Annotated in this window: 21 protein-coding genes, 1 pseudogene and 2 riboswitches; of the genes and pseudogenes, 8 read left to right on the top strand and 14 right to left on the bottom strand. The window is 34.3% G+C overall.

What is annotated here, in order from left to right:
- The first annotated feature begins 6 nt into the window (after positions 1–6).
- Together ndk and LB888_RS06765 are read left to right on the top strand one after the other, a co-directional pair.
- Complete coding sequence (ndk, locus tag LB888_RS06770; protein ID WP_318752346.1) at positions 7–408, top strand: nucleoside-diphosphate kinase; 402 nt, start codon at positions 7–9, stop codon at positions 406–408.
- A 169-nt stretch (positions 409–577) separates the two neighbouring features.
- Positions 578–675, top strand: a riboswitch (SAM riboswitch).
- 71 nt (positions 676–746) lie between these two features.
- Complete coding sequence (locus LB888_RS06765) at positions 747–1,064, top strand: hypothetical protein (protein ID WP_276647944.1); 318 nt, start codon at positions 747–749, stop codon at positions 1,062–1,064.
- 279 nt (positions 1,065–1,343) lie between these two features.
- Here LB888_RS06765 and LB888_RS06760 read toward each other — a convergent pair whose 3' ends face one another.
- From LB888_RS06760 to LB888_RS06750, 3 genes are all read right to left on the bottom strand, one after another.
- Positions 1,344–1,769 carry a GNAT family N-acetyltransferase gene (locus tag LB888_RS06760; protein ID WP_318752345.1) on the bottom strand — a complete coding sequence of 142 codons (426 nt, stop codon included), beginning with the start codon at positions 1,767–1,769 and terminating at the stop codon, positions 1,344–1,346.
- 56 nt (positions 1,770–1,825) lie between these two features.
- The gene (locus tag LB888_RS06755; protein WP_318752344.1) at positions 1,826–2,011 is read right to left on the bottom strand and encodes a hypothetical protein; all 186 of its coding nucleotides are present in this window, start codon (positions 2,009–2,011) and stop codon (positions 1,826–1,828) included.
- 369 nt (positions 2,012–2,380) lie between these two features.
- Positions 2,381–3,568, bottom strand: coding sequence for an ATP-binding protein (locus LB888_RS06750; RefSeq protein WP_318752343.1), 1,188 nt, complete (start codon positions 3,566–3,568; stop codon positions 2,381–2,383).
- Positions 3,569–3,863: 295 nt separating this feature from the next.
- Between LB888_RS06750 and LB888_RS06745 the strand changes: the two genes are divergently transcribed.
- Complete coding sequence (locus tag LB888_RS06745; protein ID WP_318752342.1) at positions 3,864–4,100, top strand: UPF0236 family transposase-like protein; 237 nt, start codon at positions 3,864–3,866, stop codon at positions 4,098–4,100.
- Positions 4,101–4,608: 508 nt separating this feature from the next.
- Here LB888_RS06745 and LB888_RS06740 read toward each other — a convergent pair.
- A complete protein-coding gene (locus LB888_RS06740) occupies positions 4,609–5,742 on the bottom strand; it encodes a helix-hairpin-helix domain-containing protein (protein ID WP_318752341.1) in 1,134 nt (377 codons plus the stop codon).
- A gap of 971 nt (positions 5,743–6,713) precedes the next feature.
- Here LB888_RS06740 and LB888_RS06735 point away from each other — a divergent pair.
- The gene (locus tag LB888_RS06735) at positions 6,714–7,049 is read left to right on the top strand and encodes a hypothetical protein (protein ID WP_318752340.1); all 336 of its coding nucleotides are present in this window, start codon (positions 6,714–6,716) and stop codon (positions 7,047–7,049) included.
- Between the two features lie 266 nt (positions 7,050–7,315).
- Positions 7,316–7,404, top strand: a riboswitch (TPP riboswitch).
- A gap of 27 nt (positions 7,405–7,431) precedes the next feature.
- Entirely contained in the window at positions 7,432–8,010 is a 579-nt protein-coding gene (gene thiT, locus LB888_RS06730) for an energy-coupled thiamine transporter ThiT (RefSeq protein ID WP_318752339.1), read from the top strand.
- Between the two features lie 769 nt (positions 8,011–8,779).
- Here the strand turns inward: thiT and LB888_RS06725 are convergent.
- The 3 genes from LB888_RS06725 to LB888_RS06715 all read right to left on the bottom strand — a co-directional run bounded on the left by LB888_RS06725 (position 8,780) and on the right by LB888_RS06715 (position 11,612).
- Complete coding sequence (locus LB888_RS06725; protein ID WP_318752338.1) at positions 8,780–9,601, bottom strand: dihydroorotate dehydrogenase; 822 nt, start codon at positions 9,599–9,601, stop codon at positions 8,780–8,782.
- A gap of 437 nt (positions 9,602–10,038) precedes the next feature.
- Positions 10,039–10,488 carry a GNAT family N-acetyltransferase gene (locus LB888_RS06720; RefSeq protein WP_318752337.1) on the bottom strand — a complete coding sequence of 150 codons (450 nt, stop codon included), beginning with the start codon at positions 10,486–10,488 and terminating at the stop codon, positions 10,039–10,041.
- A gap of 167 nt (positions 10,489–10,655) precedes the next feature.
- Positions 10,656–11,612 (bottom strand): glutathione S-transferase family protein, encoded by a 957-nt coding sequence (locus tag LB888_RS06715; RefSeq protein ID WP_078755080.1) that lies wholly within the window; start codon positions 11,610–11,612, stop codon positions 10,656–10,658.
- Between the two features lie 254 nt (positions 11,613–11,866).
- Here LB888_RS06715 and LB888_RS06710 point away from each other — a divergent pair, with 254 nt between their 5' ends.
- Entirely contained in the window at positions 11,867–12,109 is a 243-nt protein-coding gene (locus LB888_RS06710; RefSeq protein ID WP_318752336.1) for a hypothetical protein, read from the top strand.
- Positions 12,110–12,178: 69 nt separating this feature from the next.
- Here the strand turns inward: LB888_RS06710 and LB888_RS06705 are convergent, their stop codons facing one another.
- From LB888_RS06705 to LB888_RS06680, 6 genes are all read right to left on the bottom strand, one after another.
- The gene (locus LB888_RS06705) at positions 12,179–13,057 is read right to left on the bottom strand and encodes an AraC family transcriptional regulator (protein WP_318752335.1); all 879 of its coding nucleotides are present in this window, start codon (positions 13,055–13,057) and stop codon (positions 12,179–12,181) included.
- Positions 13,058–13,301: 244 nt separating this feature from the next.
- Positions 13,302–13,484, bottom strand: a complete 183-nt coding sequence (locus tag LB888_RS06700) for a hypothetical protein (RefSeq protein ID WP_318752334.1) — start codon at positions 13,482–13,484, stop codon at positions 13,302–13,304.
- A 112-nt stretch (positions 13,485–13,596) separates the two neighbouring features.
- On the bottom strand, positions 13,597–14,091 hold the full coding sequence (locus LB888_RS06695) for a phosphoribosylanthranilate isomerase (protein WP_318752333.1): 495 nt from the start codon (positions 14,089–14,091) through the stop codon (positions 13,597–13,599).
- A 306-nt stretch (positions 14,092–14,397) separates the two neighbouring features.
- On the bottom strand, positions 14,398–14,631 hold the full coding sequence (locus tag LB888_RS06690) for a heavy-metal-associated domain-containing protein (protein WP_318752332.1): 234 nt from the start codon (positions 14,629–14,631) through the stop codon (positions 14,398–14,400).
- A gap of 89 nt (positions 14,632–14,720) precedes the next feature.
- Positions 14,721–16,574, bottom strand: a complete 1,854-nt coding sequence (locus LB888_RS06685; RefSeq protein WP_318752331.1) for a heavy metal translocating P-type ATPase — start codon at positions 16,572–16,574, stop codon at positions 14,721–14,723.
- Between the two features lie 58 nt (positions 16,575–16,632).
- A complete protein-coding gene (locus LB888_RS06680) occupies positions 16,633–16,935 on the bottom strand; it encodes a hypothetical protein (protein WP_047001639.1) in 303 nt (100 codons plus the stop codon).
- 546 nt (positions 16,936–17,481) lie between these two features.
- Here LB888_RS06680 and LB888_RS06675 point away from each other — a divergent pair.
- Both LB888_RS06675 and istB read left to right on the top strand, forming a co-directional pair.
- Positions 17,482–18,678 (top strand): annotated as a pseudogene (locus tag LB888_RS06675) (Mu transposase domain-containing protein); the annotation flags it as partial.
- Between the two features lie 12 nt (positions 18,679–18,690).
- Complete coding sequence (istB, locus tag LB888_RS06670; RefSeq protein WP_318753963.1) at positions 18,691–19,440, top strand: IS21-like element helper ATPase IstB; 750 nt, start codon at positions 18,691–18,693, stop codon at positions 19,438–19,440.
- Here the strand turns inward: istB and LB888_RS06665 are convergent.
- Positions 19,414–19,806: a hypothetical protein gene (locus LB888_RS06665; protein ID WP_318752330.1), complete on the bottom strand. Its 393-nt coding sequence runs from the start codon at positions 19,804–19,806 to the stop codon at positions 19,414–19,416. The genes istB and LB888_RS06665 overlap by 27 nt on opposite strands.
- Positions 19,807–19,993: the final 187 nt, after the last annotated feature.

Raw genomic sequence — 19,993 nt, 5'->3', positions numbered from 1 at the left:
TAAATCATGAGTCAACAAACATACATCATGTTAAAACCAGATTGCTTGAAGCGCGGCTTGATGGGGGAAGTGATTTCGCGGATTGAAAAGAAAGGCTACCGAATTGTACAAGCCCAATTGATGACCCTTGATGCACCGATCATTGCCGAACATTACGCTCATCTGATTGACAAGCCCTTTTATCCTAAGCTTGAACAGTTTATGTTATCAGGACCTGTCTTTGGCATGGTGGTAGAAGGCGAAGAAGTAATTCAAGGCATGAGAGCCATGATGGGACCAACGAATGTCTTTGAAGCAGCACCTGGTACGATTCGCGGAGACTATGCAACGGATGTCACTTATAATCTGATTCATGGATCAGACTCGCCTGAAACAGCTAAAGTAGAAATTAACCGATTTTTCAACTGATAATAAGCGAAGTTAAAACGCAACAATATTCTGTTCTAAGTCGCTATCGAAGTAACTGCGTTCAAGTTTATTATTTATCCAATTTAAAACAACTTTCATATAGCATAATAAAATTATCATTGAAATATCTCTTAATAAATGATAATATCAATATACAATTAAAAATCACAACTTATCCAGAGCAAGCAGAGGGAATTGGCCCAATGACGCTTCAGCAACCTACCATTGGCAAGGTGCTAAATCCAACTCGAAAGAGATAGATGAGTCGATTCCAGTTATTTGGCACGACGACTCTCGTTGTGCTTTTTTAATTGAATAAATAACTAGGAGTGGTTAGTTTGTTACCAGAAATGAAGAGTAGTTTTGATGAGTTTATTAAAGGAATCAAAAAATTTGGTATTATGCCACATTTAAGATTTCGAAGAAGTCAGAGTGGTGATGTCACTGAACATGATTGGGTGTTTCTAGTCAATACGCGCCCACCGCATAATGGGGCTCATATTGGTCGTTGCTGTACCTGTTGTATTGGCAATGGCAGTATCAATGATTACGATCATTTCAAAGAATCTTTTAGCTATGAAGAATACGAAACGATTGTAAACCTGTTATTCGATTATATTTATACTGACGCTCAGTATAAATCCATTCAGTCATAAACCGACTCATTAAGAAAGAGAGTTTAAGGACAACGCTATTGAACATGCCACTTAGACTCTCTTTTGTGTTTTGAAATATTTTTTGCAGAGACAACGCTACTGTTGTTTAGTCAGATACAATTTCATTATCTTAGGCAGTGGCAACCAGTAGAAAATCGATTGAATTTTGCTTCGTTTGCCTAATCTCTATCTACGGTATTACTTGGAAAATCTTCTTTTGTCTGACCTCGAGATGCCCATAAGTCTTTTTATGATCTATACCGGCTATGCCGTAAAATCTTACGCTTTATACTGCATTAAAAGTTCAAGCTTATTGGTGACTTCATCCATCTCCTGCGAGATAGTCGTTAATCCTTCACGTTTATAAAATTTTACGGCACTCTCATTTTCATGATATACCGTAAGCAGCAATTCCTCACGAAGCTCTTTTGCATAATCTAGTAACTGCTTACCAATGCCTTTAGAACGCATACTTTTATCTACAAAAGTCCCCGCAAGGTAATTATCTTGCAACCCAACGAAGCCCACAATTTCACTTTCATGTTCATAAACATAGATTTCAGCATCTAACAGTTGCGCTTTAACCATTGGTGCATTAGCTATCCAATATTCACGATTTATAAAATGATGTGCCTCAAGATTGCTATCAAGCCAAATTTTCATCACTTGATCAAGGTCTTCTATTTTAAACGCTCTAATCATCATCAATTCCTACTTTCTTGGTACTAATTTTCTGGTTTTAGACTGGTACTATGTGTGGATTACAAATAAGCTATTTCGCTACCATCCTCCATATTGTAGACTCTTTCTTTGAACTCTAATTGCTTACCTTTCGTTTCCATAAATCGATCATTGCCATAGTCAAAGTGAAGCGTTCGATAGGATAAACCAGATAAAATCACAACCAACGTAACCAGAATTACTACAACAATTTTCACCCAATTCATAGTATTTTCCCCTTTGAATACTAACTTTACGTTTTCATCCTATCATTTTACGAATAAGAGATACTTTTTTTACTACGAAAAAAGACCGAAACTTTTACACAGCCTCCAAAATTATTATCGACTCACATTAACTTTTTATCTATTCACATAAATTGATGGAAAACCAAATAATCAAGCATAATTTCATCTCCCGGTCCCTCATAAAGATTTAATAGAATCGGCCTTTACTTTATAAACATTGTTATTTTACTTGGCTCAATTCTTAACAACAATTCACATTTTTCCATATGCATCAAGCCTTAACTATAGATAAGCAGGCCCCTTTTCTAAGTCTTGGAAACAATCTCATGAATCATTATCTTTACTGCCTTAAAAATCTATTTCTCCATTCAAAAATTTTTCTGCATTTAAATTTATTATACCTTCTTTTGAAAAATCGAGCGTATCTAAGCTTAAAATAATCTTCGGATAGTTATCTTTTAACATTTGTAGCGGTCTAAATTCACGTTCTCTTGTCTTTTCATCCATCAAACTCAAACTTACTTGTATGTATATTATCTCCTCATATATTTTACAAATAAAGTCTATTTCGTATTCATCTATCTCACCTGTATAAATTTTATAACCTCTTCGAAGAAGTTCTATAAATACAAGATTCTCTAAAAGATGACCATAATCTTTGTTCCCGCCCGCAATTAATGAAGTTCTTAAACCTGGATCAACTCCATAGAATTTATTGTTTCTTGCGAAGACTTTTCTTCCCTTTAAATCATATCTTTCCAACTCATATATTAAATAGGCTTCTTTTAAATATTCTAAGTAAACAGATACCGTTTCTTCTTTTGCATTAATTCCCAACTCAGATTTTATCGTATTAGCTATCTTTCTGACTGAAAACATGGAACCAGAATTTTGAAATATAAAACTCGCTAAAGCTCTTAATAGATGACTATTATTGATTTTATTTCTTAACATGACATCTTTTAATAATACTGAATCTAGTAAATCATTAAGAATGGTGCTTTTAGAGTAATTATTTTCAATTCCTACTACTCCAGGAAATCCACCGTAAATCATATAATCTTGCAATGTTAATTTAGAATCCTTTAATTTGGATTCCCTTAACGAAAATGGGTAGACAACAATAGAAACATATCTTCCAGCTAAATAGGTCACAAGTTCGGATGATAACAACTGAGCATTTGAACCAGTTATTACAATATCTATTTTCTTTTCTAGATGAAGAGAATTTACTGCAACCTCCCATTTATTAACAATTTGAATTTCATCAAATAATAGATAATATTGTAAATCTCTTTTAGTTCTGTCTTTAATATAGTTATGAAGTGCTACACTATCTTGAAGTTCTAAAGTATCTAGATTTTCAAAATTCAAATAAATAATCTGTTCTTCAGTTACTCCATTTTCTAGTAGCCAATCCTTATATTGAAACATAATGGTAGACTTTCCAGACCTTCTAACACCTGTAATGACTTTTATTAAATCTTTATTCTTCCATTCTTTTAACCAGTTAAGTTCTCGTTCTCTGATTATCATTATTTTTCTCCCGTGGTATATTTTTATTTCACAACAATTATATCACCGTAAGGGAGATTATTCAAACAAATTTCTAACTTTCATCTCCCCAAAGGAGATATATATGAATTTTTATTAACTTATATCGCTATCAGAGAAGTAGATGTTTGTGACATAACCCTCATTTTAAATTTTCTCTCAAACTATTTTATTATCCTAATAAGTCAAGTCCATAATATTGCGTAAAAATAACAAGCACATTTTTTATTCCATTTTTTGCCTTAACGATCAACTAATTACTGGCAAGGTTCTGTCAATGGGGAAAGCAAAGCATCAGATAGACTGCCTATATATTAAAGACGATAAAGACCATGTAGCTTATCAAGATGGGAAGAATCGGGAAATGCGCTTGACGTATGTTCACGAAGGATACAAAGAAAATTTAGAATCAAATGATCGGAAAGAATTAAATATTAGCCGCATATTCACAGGATTATACGAAGATAGCGAAGAACTGTGGGGAGATGTTTATTACTATCTCGACCAACAATAATTTGACACTATCCTACGTCAATTAAGTTTTGAATTTCTTCGAGATTCAGTGTAAAATGTACTTGGGTCATTTTAATTCCTCCTGGTTTGTTTTATTTTCCTAAAAACATTGTACCAGTTATGGAGGGATTAGTGACCCTTTCTTTTTACACAATTATATGGACTTTATCTATAATTAAATGAGCATCTCGAGATTATAGTGTTTAATATTATGCGCAACTTCTTATCTTTCTTTTCTACGAACTATTCGGAATTTCCGAACAGTTGAAGTTTCATCCAGCTCATTTAGTTATTTTTTATAACTTCAATAGAATTAAAAAAGTTAATACCGTTAACTTCTTCTTCGCGGTTTGTAGCTAACTAAAATTCATTGATTCATTCGCCCTATTTTACCACCACAATTTTTCCCGTTTCATTGAATTGCTTACATTCTCTAGTAACTACTGGGTCATTTTTAATGACAACAAAAAACCCGTCTACCTACCGGCAAACGAGCTTATCGTAATCTTCTATTCTCCTTTAAATGTAACGCCGTTATCTCTCAACTTCTTCACAGTTCCTTTTCCGATTCCGTCAATCGCTAAGACTTCATGTTCTGCTATGGTTTGGAAGTCCTCTAGCGTCCGCAAACCCTTTGATAATAGCGAACGAACATATCTGCTATCAATATTCGTAAAGATTCCAGTGCCAGCTAATTTATAAGATTCTCTGTATAAGGCGACCCCATTTGATTTTTCAGCATAATATTGTTGATAATATTCAGGATTAATTTTTTCTAGTATTTTTTGGAAAGTCCGATATAAAAATACGGAATGCTGAAATAAACTCAATACCTCATTAAAAGCAACCGCAAGTGATTTTTCTGAATTGAACTGATAAGGTTCGAACGGCAACGTTTCATAAACCAAGAAACTGTTAAATTCTTTTGTTACGAAAAATTGAGTGATTGTAGGATTAATCTCCAATAACTCCTGAATAATCCGTTCGGCATAATTAAGGTCTCCTTCAAGAATCAAGCTGACTGCCAAGTAAAATAACATTTGATCGTCCTTTTGATACATTGAATCTTTTTTGAAAAAAATTCGCGCTTTTGTAGGTTGGAAAGATAGAACATAAATCGCCATCAAACTATAACGAACACCCAAATTATCATTCGGATTATATCGTAAGATTTCCCTCGCTGTGTCTTGAGCTTTTCCAAAAAGCAATTGTTCCTTATAGAAATCTAACAATAATCTGCGGGCACGAAAATAAGGACGATTTTCAACTCCCGCATAAGAAGCTTCTTTAATAAATCGACGATGGGTTTTCAAGTATTCTTTTGTCTTTTCTTCAATCAATGAAACAGCTTCTATATCATCATAACGTTCAAAACATAAAGCACAATAAATATCTAAGTTGTCTGGTTCCAACTGATTTGCCTCTTCTAATAGTGCTAAGCGCTCATCAGCATCATCACTTTCCATTGCTTCATCCAACAACTCCAAAACTCTGCTAGTATCATCTTCTAGTTCGTCTATCAACCCATCATTAAAACGAGCTACATAATCATTAATCGCCTCATCAATATTTTCATATTCACCCGAATGTTGGTCTAGAAAAACTTCTAACTGTCTAAAAATATTTTCTGTTTCTCGTGACATCAATATCATTCCTTTCCTATCCTTAAATTCTAGTGCTACCTTCCGACTATAAGGTGAACCCGTGTCTCGTCCTCACCAAGAGAAACTCTGATCTGTTGTATGTCGTTTTTAAGTGCCAGTTTAATCTTGAGATGGCACTTAGACAGTTTGAATACTCCATCATTTTTAATCATTTCTCTTGTATGACAATATCATTTGTTAAAGTTTATCCTTTGTTTACTATTATCACTTAACATATAATTTTTTCAATATCCTTAGTAATATGTTTCAAACCAAAAGTAATCATTGAATTAATATTATCAAATAGATTATGTCTTCAATTTTTTGATAAGATTCTCATATAAAGCAGTAATAACACCGTGTGACTCATCTACAACAATAACTTTCCTATTCATAAATGACAATTCAGTGATTACTTTGCTTACTTTAGTCAAACCACTAAGCACCATGATTTAATCATTACCTCACTCTTTTATCATTTCCATTCATTACCATTAATCAAAATTCTAGTTTTATCAGAATTTCAACACCCAAATTATACAATAAAAGAGAGCCACATACCATGTCTCCTGCAAAATGATTTTACAATTCTTTTATTTTTGTCTGTTATAACACTTCTATCTGCTAGTATAAAAGTTACAATAAGATTACCCAATTTGTTGCACGTAACTTTCCTCAGTTTCAAAAACAATCGAGGTAATTTGAAGTAATATTTTTGATATAATGTCCTATTCGGATAGGATGGTTATTTCAGAGATTGTTAGGATCACCATCACATCGTTAGATGACTTATCAAGATTAAGTGAATGGTCTCGGAAAGGAGAAATAAAATTGAATCTATCGAAGATTGCATAATCAAAGTAATCTTTATCATCTTCTAAATCTTGTACTGCTAATACATTTCCTATTGAAAGTCATTTTATTATCTCATCGACTTTAAGATAAAAACAAATGATTTAGGTCGACCTGATATGAGGCCGGAGTCCTTTGAACAGTTGATGCAAGAAAATAAAGCTCCATCAGTGATTTTGCAACAATTTAAAGAAATTACGCAACACTTCAAAGCGATTGATAGTGGGATTGCTCCCATGTTAATGAATCTGTTCAAAATAGCGATAGTTCAAGAGAAATTTTTAAGAGAACACCGGTCTTTCAAACAATTCATAAAGTCATTAATGGTTTACTTAACAGTTTCCATTATCGATGCTGGACATAAACTTGATAAATTTAGTCAAAATTATTGTTCGTTAAATAATAGCACAGTGGTTGAGTGGTCTCAACTGTGCGGGGGTAGGCAGACGAAGTGAAAATCATTCGATTTTCTACTTCTGGTCTACTCCCAACTTTGCGGGGGTGGGCAGACGAAGCGAAAATTATTTAATTTTCTACTTCTTGCCCACTCCCTGCTATTACTTTTTGGAAAAATAAGTCCTATTAGCAATTGCAATGTTGTTAGGAATCTTTATGGCTATTGCAACCTTCTAAGTTATAAAAGTTGAAAGTAATTGGTTTGTAAATTTAATTTTACTTTTTTCATTATTTTTGTTAGAATCATTATTAAAATATAGATTTCAACATAAACAAGGGGTGCCATATTGGCTGAGATTATACCCTTTATTGGATCAAGGTAATGCTTGCGTCAAGATGTTTAACTCCTTTTTTGTGTTGGTTAAGAAAAGGAGTTTTTTTATGTCAAAAATTAAGACACAAACTTTGATTGAGATTACTATCTGTGCCGCTTTATCACTACTTCTTGATTTGATGATTCCTTCGCCATCATGGAGTTTTAAGGTTTCTGTCAAGATGATTCCAATTATTATTCTTGCTCTACGTCGTGGTACATTGGCAGGTTGCTTGGGAGGATTTCTATGGGGATTACTCCAATACATTACCGGTAATGCGTATGTATTAACGTTAGTACAATTTGTAGTTGAATATTTTGTCGCTTTTGCAGTCATTGGTTTCGCTGGTTTCTTTGCACCTTATATGCAAAATGCATTAAAAGAAGAACCAACAAATCGTGTGAAACAATGGGAGATAGCTTCCATGGCGACAATTGTGGGATCATTAGCTCGTTATATCGTCCACTTTATTGCGGGGGTGTCATTCTGGGGGTCTTATGCACCTGAAGGACAAAGTCCATATGTATACTCATTCCTAGTCAATGGAGGAGCGTTTCTATCTGAAACTCTTTGCTGTATTATTGTATTAATTTTCCTAACGCGTTCATTCCAACCTCTCTTACGCGTAAAAACATCAGGTTATTAATCAATTTTTATAACGTTTGGCTAACTCCTGCATCTTTAATCGTTTAATGATATGAATAAGGAATTATAACTTATTTAATAATGAAGACCGTGTGACTTATTTGAGTTGTTTATAGAGAGAGGGGTTAGTGCAACATCTTCGATCACTAAGTAAAGACCCTTCATCGGAATCTTGATGAACCACCATGAGACTTGTATAGAAGCGTAGTTAAGACGTAATCACGCGTTAAGTGACTGAGGATAATCGGCAGATTATTAAGGTTTGGGTAAAACCACGTGATTAACGTCCCATTGATTGTTACGGCAGTCAATGGGATTTTTATTTTTAAAGTTCTTTGTCAAATGATGTGGGTCACAGAAATTTTGGTCATTAAACACCGGTGTGTTGAATGGCTATTTTTTTCTAATTTGGCGTTTTTCTGTCTGCAATTCTTTTCTTCGGTTACATTTCCAGGGTTTGGATCATTTCCATATCTTACTTCTTACCTATCTACATCGATAGCTATGTTAATGAATTTACTCTCTAGATATGATATTTCTGTTGGTCCAAATGAATTATTTTGTTTGGTTAACATGACTAATTCGGAGAAATAAATATCATCCTTTAAGTGCTCTGCTACACTAAATGAAAAAGAGATCAACGTTAGCTGACCTCACTTAATTATATATAGATAGTTTTTCCAATTAACTTACTAAGCATGTTCACTATAAACTGAAATTTAGTCTGTTATAATTCCGTCGTGATTGCTCGCCACGGACACTTAAGCCTGTTACCGACCGTCGTGAAATCGAGCGACTGACACTTCGTCTATTAGAGTCTCTAAGCTTTCAATGCCTAATTCATCCATTCGCTGAGGAAGTTGGCTAATAATTTCTGGACAAATCATCGGTTGATTATAATTTTCTGTCCCAATTTGAACGGCAGATGCGCCCGCCATATACATTTCTAGAACATCATCTACGGTCTTTATGCCACCCACTCCAATAATCGGTATCTTAACTGCTCCAGCAACTTGATAAATCATCCTTAAGGCAATGTGTTTTAAAGAAGTTCCAGATAACCCACCTGTCACCCCTCCTAAAATGGGTTGTCTACTTTCTAAATTAAAGGCCATAGCCGTTATTGTATTAATCATTGTAATTGCGTCAGCCCCACCCTCTTCTGCTGCTTTTGCAATGCTAACAATATCCGTCACATTAGGCGTCAACTTAACATAGATGGGTAGATGAGTCACTGCTTTACATTGTTGGGTTAATTGTTTAACTACTTGCGGATCCGTGCCAAAAGAAATGCCTCCTTCTTTAATATTTGGACAAGAAACATTAAGTTCAATCGCACGGACATTCTCAGCTTGAGAGATACGTTGACACATCTCGACATAATCTTCTTCTTTGGACCCCGCCACGCTTGCGATTACAGGAACATCATAATTCGCTAAGAATGGTAATTTCTCAGAAAGGACAGTCTTAATCCCCGGATTTTTCAAACCAACAGAGTTTAACACAGCGTCATCACGGTGCACATATTGTGGTGCTGGGTTCCCTAATCGTTCTTCAAGCGTTGTACTCTTAATCACAATTGCCCCTAACACACCTATATCTTATACTAAAACTTACACGATTATTTACTTCCAAACCATTATATCAATAAGAGATACACAGAACTATGCGATTCCTATTCTGATGTATAGTTCACTCTCCATTTTAAAAGTTAAAAACGAGACCCTCAGACATCCATTAAACGTCTAATAATCCCGTCCTTATACGTTTTTTCAATAAATACCACATACTAAACGGTTCGCTATCTCGAATCATTTTCTTACTTAGTTCTTCATTCTTCGACAGCTATCACACAGTTCTTCGTAATTACTTACTGTGTTGTTTCGTTCCTTGTAAGTAATGCTACCGTCTCTACATGTAATTTTTAGCTTATTGGTCATAAGAAACTAAGCCTAAAAAGATTACTATATCAACAATTTGAAGTAGTCACATTATTTTTTAATTCCAATCAAATAATAATTAGTCTATTTTATCTCTCTAGTCTTTTAGCCATTATGATTTCATTCCACTCTTCTTGCTTTCCAGTCTCAATATATCCTTCAGATTCTAATAGATGCTTCATAGCCACATTGTTCATCACATAATCCGATACAATCTTTTCGTATCCCTCAAGGCTATGGACATAATCTTCAATGCTTCTTAGAGCTTTTCTTCCATATCCTTTGGACTGGAATTGGTCTCCTATAACAATTCTCCAAATATAAACAGTCTTTTCTTCTATTTCAGTAATTAGAGACACAAAGCCGACAACCTTGCCCTGTTCTTCTAAAGCAAATAAGAACACCGTATCATCATCTCGGTAGTAATAGCTCTCCGCCAAGGAAAACAGGGGATATCTTACAAAAGTTTCTTGACTATTTTTAAGTTTCAAGGCCATTACATCATAAATATTTTTCTCTGTAATTTGAGCTAAATTCATTTATTCCTCCCAATTAGAATAATTAATAAGTCTGTTCTATTTTTACTACACTATAATAAACGATAAATTAATAACCTCTATGAAATGATTTCATCTTTAAGATAAAGTCCATATAATTGTGTAAAAAGAAAGGGTCACTATAATGTTCTCCAGGTGATTTTCTATATCTAAATGTCTAAGCTAATTGCAGGACCTGCTGGAATAATACCGTTCGGGTTGATTGTCGGGTGGCTTCCGTAGTAATGGTGTTGGATGTGGTAGAAATCAACTGTGTCAGAAATACCTGGCATATTGTAGATTTCACGTGTATAACGCCATACATTTTCAAAATCAGTTAAATGTTTAATATTGCACTTGAAGTGACCATAGTAAACATGCTCGAAACGGATTAAAGTCGGGAATAAGCGGATATCAGAAGTAGTAAATTTGTCGCCTAGTAAGAACTTGTTATCAGCTAAAATGCTGTCTAATTTCTCTAAGGCATCGAATACATGACCAACTTCTTCTTCATAAACTGCTTGTTCTGTCGCAAAACCAGCTTTATAAACACCGTTGTTGATGTTGGGATATACATAGTCATCCATTTCTTTAATTTGGTCACGCAATTCTTCTGGATAGTAGTCGCCTTCTTTAGCACCAATTTCATCAAAGGCTGAATTTAACATCAACATAATTTCAGATGATTCGTTGTTGACGATGGTATCTTTTTCCTTGTCATATAAAACAGGAACCGTTACTCGACCAGTGTACTCAGAGTCAGCATATGTATAGACTTGGTATAAAAAATCGGCATTCAAGATTGGATCAGGAATTACACCTTGGTCTGGTGCAAAGGTCCAACCGTTTTCTAACATGATTGGGTTTACGATAGAGATTGAAATCATATCTTCTAAACCTTTTAATTTACGCATCATTAAAGTGCGACTAGCCCATGGACAAGCTAGTGAGACGTATAGATGGTAACGCCCAGCTTCCGCTTTAAAACCACCTTCACCAGTCAGACCTGGTGCACCATCTCTTGTAATCCAATTTCTGAATTGTGAATCTTTACGTACAAAACGACCACCCGTTGATTTTGTATCATACCATTGGTCTTTCCAAACACCGTCTACTAATAATCCCATAATACATCTCCTTTTAGAAATAATAATCAGTTTCAAACTATATACTTCTATTGTAATATAATCGAAGACATATCTCACGTATTAGGGTTTGGTTAGGCTAAAAGACCGTATAACTCAAACACGAACTATTGAAAATTAAACAAAGCTAGATGACTAACAATTAAAGGTTAGCTATACTTAACTACGCTAGGTAAAAATCTAACCAAACTATATTTGCTATGAATAAGTAATATCGAATAATAAAAACGCAGTGGTTGAGTGGCATCAAACTGCATCTTAATGAGGTTAAAGATAAATTTGAAAAATTCAGTCAAATGAGTGCTTATTCATTAAAAACGCAGTGGTTGAGTGGCATCAAACTGCGTCTCAATGAGATTGAACATAAATTTGAAAAATTCAGTCAAATGAGTGCTTATTCATTAAAAACGCAGTGGTTGAGTGGTCTCAATCTTCGTCTTAACGACTTGTTTGAGTCCTACTCAACTTTGCGGGAGTAGGCCGACGAAGCGAAAATTATTCAATTTTCTACTTCTTGCCCACTCCCTCAATCATAAAAATCGGTGTAATTAATAGTCTTTTTTCTTTACCGGAATCCAGATTTCGCTTCGATACTTTGGATTTCCAGTGTCTGGACTCTCGTTCCACAAAATTTCAGGGCCTTCAACTAACTCATAACTTGAAGACGGAAACCACTCTGAGTATATTCTACCCCATACATTTTGAAGTGCCTCTGGGAATGGTCCAATCGATTCAAATACTGCCCAGGTACAAGCATCAATTTTTAATACATCAAATTCTGCTGTTTCATCACCTGAAGTTGCTACCCCGATGTAATGATCCAACTCGCCCTTTTCTTCCATTCTTCCTTCTGAAAAATTAGTGGAAGCACTAATAATACCCATTGGTTCTATATTTGAGATTGCTTTTAATTGTTTAATAACCTCCGGTGTTAAAAATTCGGTCATTTGTGCAATTTCTTGATTGACACCTTCAAAAATAATTGGGACTCTCTTCTTAAATCCTACTAACTTAAAAGGTCCTTTCTCAACAATACGATAGTTCATTTCGCATCCTCCTTTAATTGATAATTGAAAGGTCATTCTTGGATAAGCTTTTAATTGTGTATTCTCACTCCTTGCCTCAGAAGGGAGAATACCATGCAGGGAATGAAAAGCACGGGAAAATGAATCAGCCGAATTATAGCCATATTTGACGGCTACATCAATTATTCTCAAATCCTTATCTTTCAAATCAATTGCAGCCAATGACAGTCTTCTTCTCCGAATATATTCTGATAAACTTATACCTGCTAAAAAAGAAAACATCCTTTTAAAATGATACTCTGAACAGTAAGCAATTTTAGATACTTCACTATAGTCAATTTCCTCTGTTAAGTGCTCTTCAATATATGCCAATGCATTATTCATACTTCTTAAAGAATCCATTGAACAACCTCCTTACATCATCAATATTATCAAAGAGTGCGTTTATTTATCCGACAATCTGTGCATAATATAGTCGATTCTGTTTTAAAGACAGTACCAGGTATGCAAACAATTTCGAATTGTGTTCTCTATCTGGTACTACTAATTATAGTATAAAGCATCCCTGTCACTCATACAGTTCAAAATATTCCGAATTTAATGAGTGACAGGGTGGATTGACTAGTTTTAACTCTTAAGTCTCATCCTATAGCTCTTCTGTCTTATAAACATAATCCCCTTCATAATGGTAACTTGCGTCTATTCCATTCAAATAAACTTCTCGATCATTGATTTTATTTGTTAAAGCTGCTTTCAAAAGAACTTTAATTTCAACATCTTTTATTGGACTTCTTTCAATTGCTACCCAAAGATGATTTTTATCTACCACTACTATCTTTTTATTTCTATTTAAATCCCTTATGACTTGCTATATATGTTAACTTAAAAGTAAAAGCTCCACTTAAGGTTAGAAAAAATACTTGTCTAACATTAACTCTTAACTACATATGCTTTTTCAAAAATTCAATTTTCTTAAAATCTTTGTTGTTATTATTGTCATTTCTATAAGAATCCTTTGAAGATGCTTGATAGATTTTTAAAAACTGCCTTAGGTTGGGGAGACGAAATGTTATACCCTCTACTTGAATAAGGTCTAGGTCTGATACTCTTATTCCAGCAAAGTCGTATAGGGAATCAATGCTGCCCAACTCTACACTAAGGCCATTTTTTTGAAATTCATGTTCATGAAGGTCTATTAATTCATAGCCTAGGTCTTCCATGACTTTGGATATTGTACCCCAATTATAAATTCTAAGCTGGTCAGGAGCCTCCCATCCTCTTGGATCACCTGGAACATGAATGTCTATATCTGATGGCTCCCAAGAAGTTTTTGAAATAAACTCTAAACCCAAGGACCCCATTAAAGTTGGCACAATTCCAACATTGTTTAAATGTACACAAATTATTTTAAATTCATTAAATAGGTCTTTTTTCATTGGTCCTCCATGATAATGTACTGCTTTGGCATTTTATTGCTTCTGTTTCATATTATTATGCTAAAAATCTAAATACTCCTTGTCAGCAACACCACACTCCGTAGGTTTTGAGATGAGTGGATAGCTGTCAAAGGACAATTTCCATTTTCCTTTTTTACTGAATTCTCTTTGTGAGAATATACCCACTGTGGGCTTTCGTGTGTGGGAAGATATCAACGACATTATAACTTAGTAACCGTGTCCTTTACCGTAGATGACATTAACCAGCATCTGATATCATTAAAGCCAAACTTATTCCCTCTTATTTTATAAAGCTTTTACTTGAGATTTTTTAACTTCATATCCTAATTTATCGATGGCATTTTCAATATCTTTTATAGATACTTTTTTATCATCATATTCCACTTTTACTTTACTTGAATTAAATAGCACCTTTAAGTTATTTTTGTCTACTCCATCTAATGATTTAACTCCATTTTCTATTTTTTGCATACATGATGGACATGTTAATGTTTCTAACTGAATTGTTGCTTTTTGCATTTTTCATCTCTCCTTTAGTTCATGTTAATTGTATTATATACTATTAATATCTATAATAAATTGATTTACATCAAGAATTTTATTTATTTCTATTTTCTTAATTTATAGCGAAGAAGTCTCATACCATTTAAAATAACTACTAATATACTTGCTTCATGTACTAACATACCGATTGACATGTTCATCCATTCACTAAAGAATACGCTGGCAAGAAGGACTAATACAACCCCTACTGCAATAATAATATTTTGAAGCATGTTATTAGCGGTTGCTTTTGTTAAACCTAATGCATGTGGCAAGCGGCTGAAATCTGAATTCATTAAAACAACATCTGAAGTTTCGATTGCTACATCTGTTCCACTTCCCATAGCAATTCCAATTTGTGCTAAAGCTAGTGAAGGACTATCATTTACTCCATCTCCAACAAATGCCACAATTTGACCTTTTTCTTGTAACTCTTTAATATATGTTGCTTTATCTTCTGGCAACATATGTCCATGAGCTTCTGTAAGTCCTAGTTCACGTGCTACTAAATCAACTGTTCCTTGGTTATCACCAGAAAGAACTACTAGATTTTTAACACCAAGTTTTTTCAACTTTTTAAGATCATCTTTTACACCCGGGCGAATTTGATCACGAATACCCATCAATGCCTTTAATTCACCATCAACTGATGTTAAAACAAGTGAATTTCCATTTTTCTCAAATCTGGCAATATCTGCACGAGCTTTTTCACTTAAAAGAATATTTTCTTGCTCCATTAGTGCCACATTACCGACTGCAACTTTATGACCTTCTACATGAGCTACAATTCCTCCACCTTTTACAACATCTGTTTTTTCAACTGTATTTAATTTTATATCTCCAATATATTCTACAACTGCTTTTGCTAATGGATGATCTGATTCCTTTTCAACACTTGCTAGATACCCTAATACTTCATCTACATCATCTGCATAAATTTCTTTATCAGCTACTTTGGGATTTCCTATTGTTAATGTACCTGTTTTGTCAAATACAATGGTATCTAGTCTGCTAAAATCACTAATAACCTCGCTACCTTTTAGAAGGACTCCATGACGTGCTCCATTGCCAATCCCCGCGACGTTTGAAACCGGTACACCGATTACCAATGCTCCTGGACATCCTAAAACTAATATTGTAATTGCAAGTTCAATATCCCTTGAAAATATCCATACAATAAAAGAGAGAACTAAAACAGCTGGTGTGTAGGATTTAGAAAATCTATCAATGAAACGTTCTGCTTCTGATTTTGAATCCTGTGCTTCTTCAACCAACTCAATGATTTTACCAAAAGTAGTATCCTCACCTACACGATCAGCAGTGATTTGAATAGTTCCATTTTCTAAAATTGTTCCGGCATATACCCCCGAACCTTTCTTTTTACTTACAGGAACCGCTTCTCCGGTAATACTTGCTTCATTAATATGCCCTTCTCCTGTTAACACTGTACCGTCAACTGGGATTTTTGCACCCGTTTTAACAAGCAAAATATCTCCTACATCAACTTCATCTATTTCTACTTCTTCAAACTCACCATTTTCCACTTGTTTTAAGGCACTTTCTGGTGCCATTTGAGTTAATTCTTTAATGGCAGAACGTGTTTTATTAAGTGTCCTTTGTTCTAGATAAGCTCCAAATAGAAATAAAAATGTAACAATTGCTGATTCTTCGTAGTTTCTAATTATAAAGGCTCCGATAACTGCAATGGTAACTAAAACATCAATACTAACTACTTTGACTTTTAATGCTTGATACGCTTGAATCGCAATAGGTGAAACTCCCAAAATTGAAGCAATTACTAATGCCCAAATGGCTATTTGTTCGTTTTCGAAGCCTAATTTACTGACAAATGCAATTATTATTAAAATTGCACTTACTATTGTAATATGGTTTTTTCTTCCTAATATAAATTTTTGCACATTCATACTCCTCCCTATTAGATTATTTATATCTTTTCATTACTTTGTTTATTTTCTTTTATGCTTCATATGCTTTATCTAATTCTGCTAACATGTTATAGACTGCTTCATAACTTTCACATACATCACCTGGAACTGTATAATTATCTGTGATTTCACGTAATTTTACAAACTCCTCTTTTAAGTCCGGCTTTTCTACTCCCGCATCTTTTGCTTTCTTTGCAAGTTCATCATATACTTTACGAACTTGGTAGAATTCTGGATGATTTCCTCCATGAACTTTTGCTACAACTGGAACATATTGTGCCAATGTTTTTAAATGAGTTTCCTTTACTTGATTAAAATTTAATTGTCTTGACATATTTTTTCCTTCTTTCTTGTTTTATTTTTTTATCTTGACTATATAATAATATAGATTGAAAGAAATTAAATTGATCTAAATCAAGTTTAGTCTTTTTTAAATGTTTTAATAATTTTTACTGCTATTTTACTTTGTTATATCACATCTATACCAACAACAATCCATCTAAATGTATATGTTAACTTAAAAGTGAGCCACTATATTAATTGAAAACTGAGCCACTTTTGATAGAAAATAACCCTATTGAATAATAAATAGGGGGAATATCAGGAGTGATTGAATTGAAAGAAAAACAAACGATTAAAAAACTCTACCTCGATGGGCTAAGCAAAAGAAAGATTGCTTTACTCACGAAGAAATCTTTGAAATACCGTTGATAAATATATCAAGGAATATGAAAGGGGCAAGTATGGAGATGTTCGTGATCTTCCTATTGAAGAGGATATAGTAAAACCACCAACTTATAAAAAAAGAGTCGGTAGACGCAAAGTATTATTATAATCAATTGAAGTGATGTTACGTGATTTTATTAAAGAAGATAAGTGAAAAAAGGTTCATTGCATGGCTAAACAACAAAAGAAGATTATAGACATACATGAAAAGCTGCTCGAGCGTGGCTATTCTATTAGTTATACAACCGTTAGAAACTTCATTAACTTTGAGATGACAAAAACAAAAGAAGTATTTATCCGACGCCATGCGGAACCAGGATATGAGGTTGAATTTGATTGGGGAGAGATAAAATTATTTATCGATGACAAGCTAAAAACATTTTCTTTGGCTGTATTTACTTTGGCGCACAGTAATTACCGTTTCGCTAGAATTTATCAATCCGAATCCCAAATTTGTGTATTAGACGTTCACACAAAATTTATCAGTCACATCGGCTTTATCCCTTCGGTGCTTACCTACGATAATATGAGAATGGTTGTTAAAAGCTTTATTGGAACAGAGAAAACCATTACCGACAGCATGATTCATTTATCTAATGACTATCAATTTAAAATTCGTTTATGTGAACCACGAAAAGGAAATGAAAAGGGACATGTGGAACGTAGTGTTGAGTTTATACGTCGTAGGGCGTTTGCATCACGAACACAAGGCTTCTCACCTGAAATTGATGCAGACAGAAAAAGAAAGGATTGGCCCCACCATGATCGCTCCTTTCGATGTTTCTGAAATATTGGAATGTCGAGTGGATAAATATAGTACGGTTGTCATTAAGCAGAATCATTACTCTGTACCAGAAGGTCATATTGGAAAATATATCATCGCAAAACTAAGTGCCGATCAAGTTAAGTTGTTTATTGATGGTGAAATAATCGCAACACATAAACGTAATTGGGGTGTCCATCAGTGGGAAATGAATCTTTACCATTACTTAGAAACATTCAAAAGAAAAAAGGTGCCTTGGCTCAAAGTGAATGTTTGAGACAAGCACCACAACAAATAAAAAACCTTTACCACCATCATTATATAGGAAAAGAGAAAGAATTCATAATATTACTCCACTACATGAAGGACAATAACAACTTTGAACGTGTTATGGCAGCGGTCGAAGAACTGAATGGTATTCGTTGGGGATACGTTAGCACAGAAAGAATTTTATTTCTATGCGAGCAATCAGAGCCGACAGAGGTATCTCTGGCAAGAGATGAGACAACCCATCAATCGGAAAGCAATTTGAAAGCTTATGCGAATCTGTTTCATCAAGCAGATAAGGAGGTCATTCACTATGGATAAGAAGAACGATTAATTGAGTTATGTAGAGAATTACGATTACCCAGTATTCGGAAAATGGTGCAAGAAGAAGGAACATTTCATAATCCAACCGAAGCCTTTACGATTCTTCTCCAAGTCTTAGAACAGGAAAAGAATGACCGCTTTATTCGGTCAAAACAAAATCGAATACGTATCGCTAACTTTCCACAAAAGAAATTGTTAGAAGAGTTAGTCATAGATGCTTTACCAGAACAAGCACAGCAAAAGTTACCTCATCTAAAAGCGTTAGATTTTATTAAAGAGGGACAAAATGTGATTTTAACTGGTTCGCCAGGTACTGGAAAATCACATATAGCGATAGGATTAGGGATGGAAGCTTGTTTAGCGGGCTATCGCGTCTTTTTTGCGACAGTCCCTTCCCTCATCAATCAGTTGAAAGAGCATCGATCAGAAAGAACCTTACGCTCATTCGAATTAAAATTTGAAAATTACGATCTCGTCATTATTGATGAACTTGGGTATATCTCTTTCGACAAAGAAGGGGCGGAATTATTATTTTCACATCTATCTTTACGAGCGGGAAGAAAATCTACCATTATCACGAGTAATTTATCATTTTTAAAATGGCAGGAAATATTTCATGATCCCGTCCTAACAGCTGCCTTAACCGACCGTTTGACTCATAAATCACATGTTGTAAATATGGTCGGTCCTTCTTACAGAATGAAAGAAACAGAACAATGGATAAAAGATAATTCAAAGATGACAGTGGCTCAATTTTAAATTGCGAAATGGCTCAATTTTAACTTGCGAAATACAACCACTCGTATCTATCACATTATCAAAGATCGTCAATTCAACATTCTCATGACCGGCTTCCACTAATCGATCGTATAAATCGCCTGCTGTTGGTTGGAATTGAACAACCTCATCATTCAATGCGTGAACGAACCAGATTGGGATGTTCAGTAATTTCTCTAAGTCGTCATCGTCAATCCATTCTGATTGATAAGCTTGACAGATTGGGAAGATTGCTGCATAGTAGTCAGGATTCTCGATGGCTAGGTTCACCGTCATATAGCCACCATTCACACTTAACCTAGATAAATCGTCTAATGATGTGATTGTGATCTTTGTAATTTCTGACATAATCACCCTCCCTGATTGGATAATTATATCAAAAGAGATGACCTCAATTGTTTTTGTAACTGGGGAAAGTCACGTGCAACAAATTGGGTAATCTTATTGTAACTTTTATAAGAATTAAGTATATTATTTCCAATTATAGGCACAATATACTTAATCAAATGACCTTTGAAAGATCAGTTTCTATATC

Source organism: Globicatella sp. PHS-GS-PNBC-21-1553 (genome assembly GCF_033564055.1).
Classification (GTDB): domain Bacteria; phylum Bacillota; class Bacilli; order Lactobacillales; family Aerococcaceae; genus Globicatella; species Globicatella sulfidifaciens.
This window is presented reverse-complemented; position numbering and strand designations above follow the sequence as displayed.

Bases quoted from the DNA above. Each gene is read 5' to 3' on its own strand.
- LB888_RS06735 (WP_318752340.1), top strand. From the start codon at position 6,714: ATGAGGCCGGAGTCCTTTGAACAGTTGATGCAAGAAAATAAAGCTCCA.
- LB888_RS06755 (WP_318752344.1), bottom strand. From the start codon at position 2,011: ATGAATTGGGTGAAAATTGTTGTAGTAATTCTGGTTACGTTGGTTGTG.
- LB888_RS06715 (WP_078755080.1), bottom strand. From the start codon at position 11,612: ATGGGATTATTAGTAGACGGTGTTTGGAAAGACCAATGGTATGATACA.
- LB888_RS06690 (WP_318752332.1), bottom strand. From the start codon at position 14,631: ATGCAAAAAGCAACAATTCAGTTAGAAACATTAACATGTCCATCATGT.
- LB888_RS06740 (WP_318752341.1), bottom strand. From the start codon at position 5,742: ATGTCACGAGAAACAGAAAATATTTTTAGACAGTTAGAAGTTTTTCTA.
- LB888_RS06680 (WP_047001639.1), bottom strand. From the start codon at position 16,935: ATGTCAAGACAATTAAATTTTAATCAAGTAAAGGAAACTCATTTAAAA.
- thiT (WP_318752339.1), top strand. From the start codon at position 7,432: ATGTCAAAAATTAAGACACAAACTTTGATTGAGATTACTATCTGTGCC.
- LB888_RS06760 (WP_318752345.1), bottom strand. From the start codon at position 1,769: ATGATGATTAGAGCGTTTAAAATAGAAGACCTTGATCAAGTGATGAAA.
- LB888_RS06665 (WP_318752330.1), bottom strand. From the start codon at position 19,806: ATGTCAGAAATTACAAAGATCACAATCACATCATTAGACGATTTATCT.
- LB888_RS06745 (WP_318752342.1), top strand. From the start codon at position 3,864: ATGGGGAAAGCAAAGCATCAGATAGACTGCCTATATATTAAAGACGAT.
- LB888_RS06705 (WP_318752335.1), bottom strand. From the start codon at position 13,057: ATGGATTCTTTAAGAAGTATGAATAATGCATTGGCATATATTGAAGAG.
- LB888_RS06720 (WP_318752337.1), bottom strand. From the start codon at position 10,488: ATGAATTTAGCTCAAATTACAGAGAAAAATATTTATGATGTAATGGCC.
- LB888_RS06750 (WP_318752343.1), bottom strand. From the start codon at position 3,568: ATGATAATCAGAGAACGAGAACTTAACTGGTTAAAAGAATGGAAGAAT.
- ndk (WP_318752346.1), top strand. From the start codon at position 7: ATGAGTCAACAAACATACATCATGTTAAAACCAGATTGCTTGAAGCGC.
- LB888_RS06695 (WP_318752333.1), bottom strand. From the start codon at position 14,091: ATGAAAAAAGACCTATTTAATGAATTTAAAATAATTTGTGTACATTTA.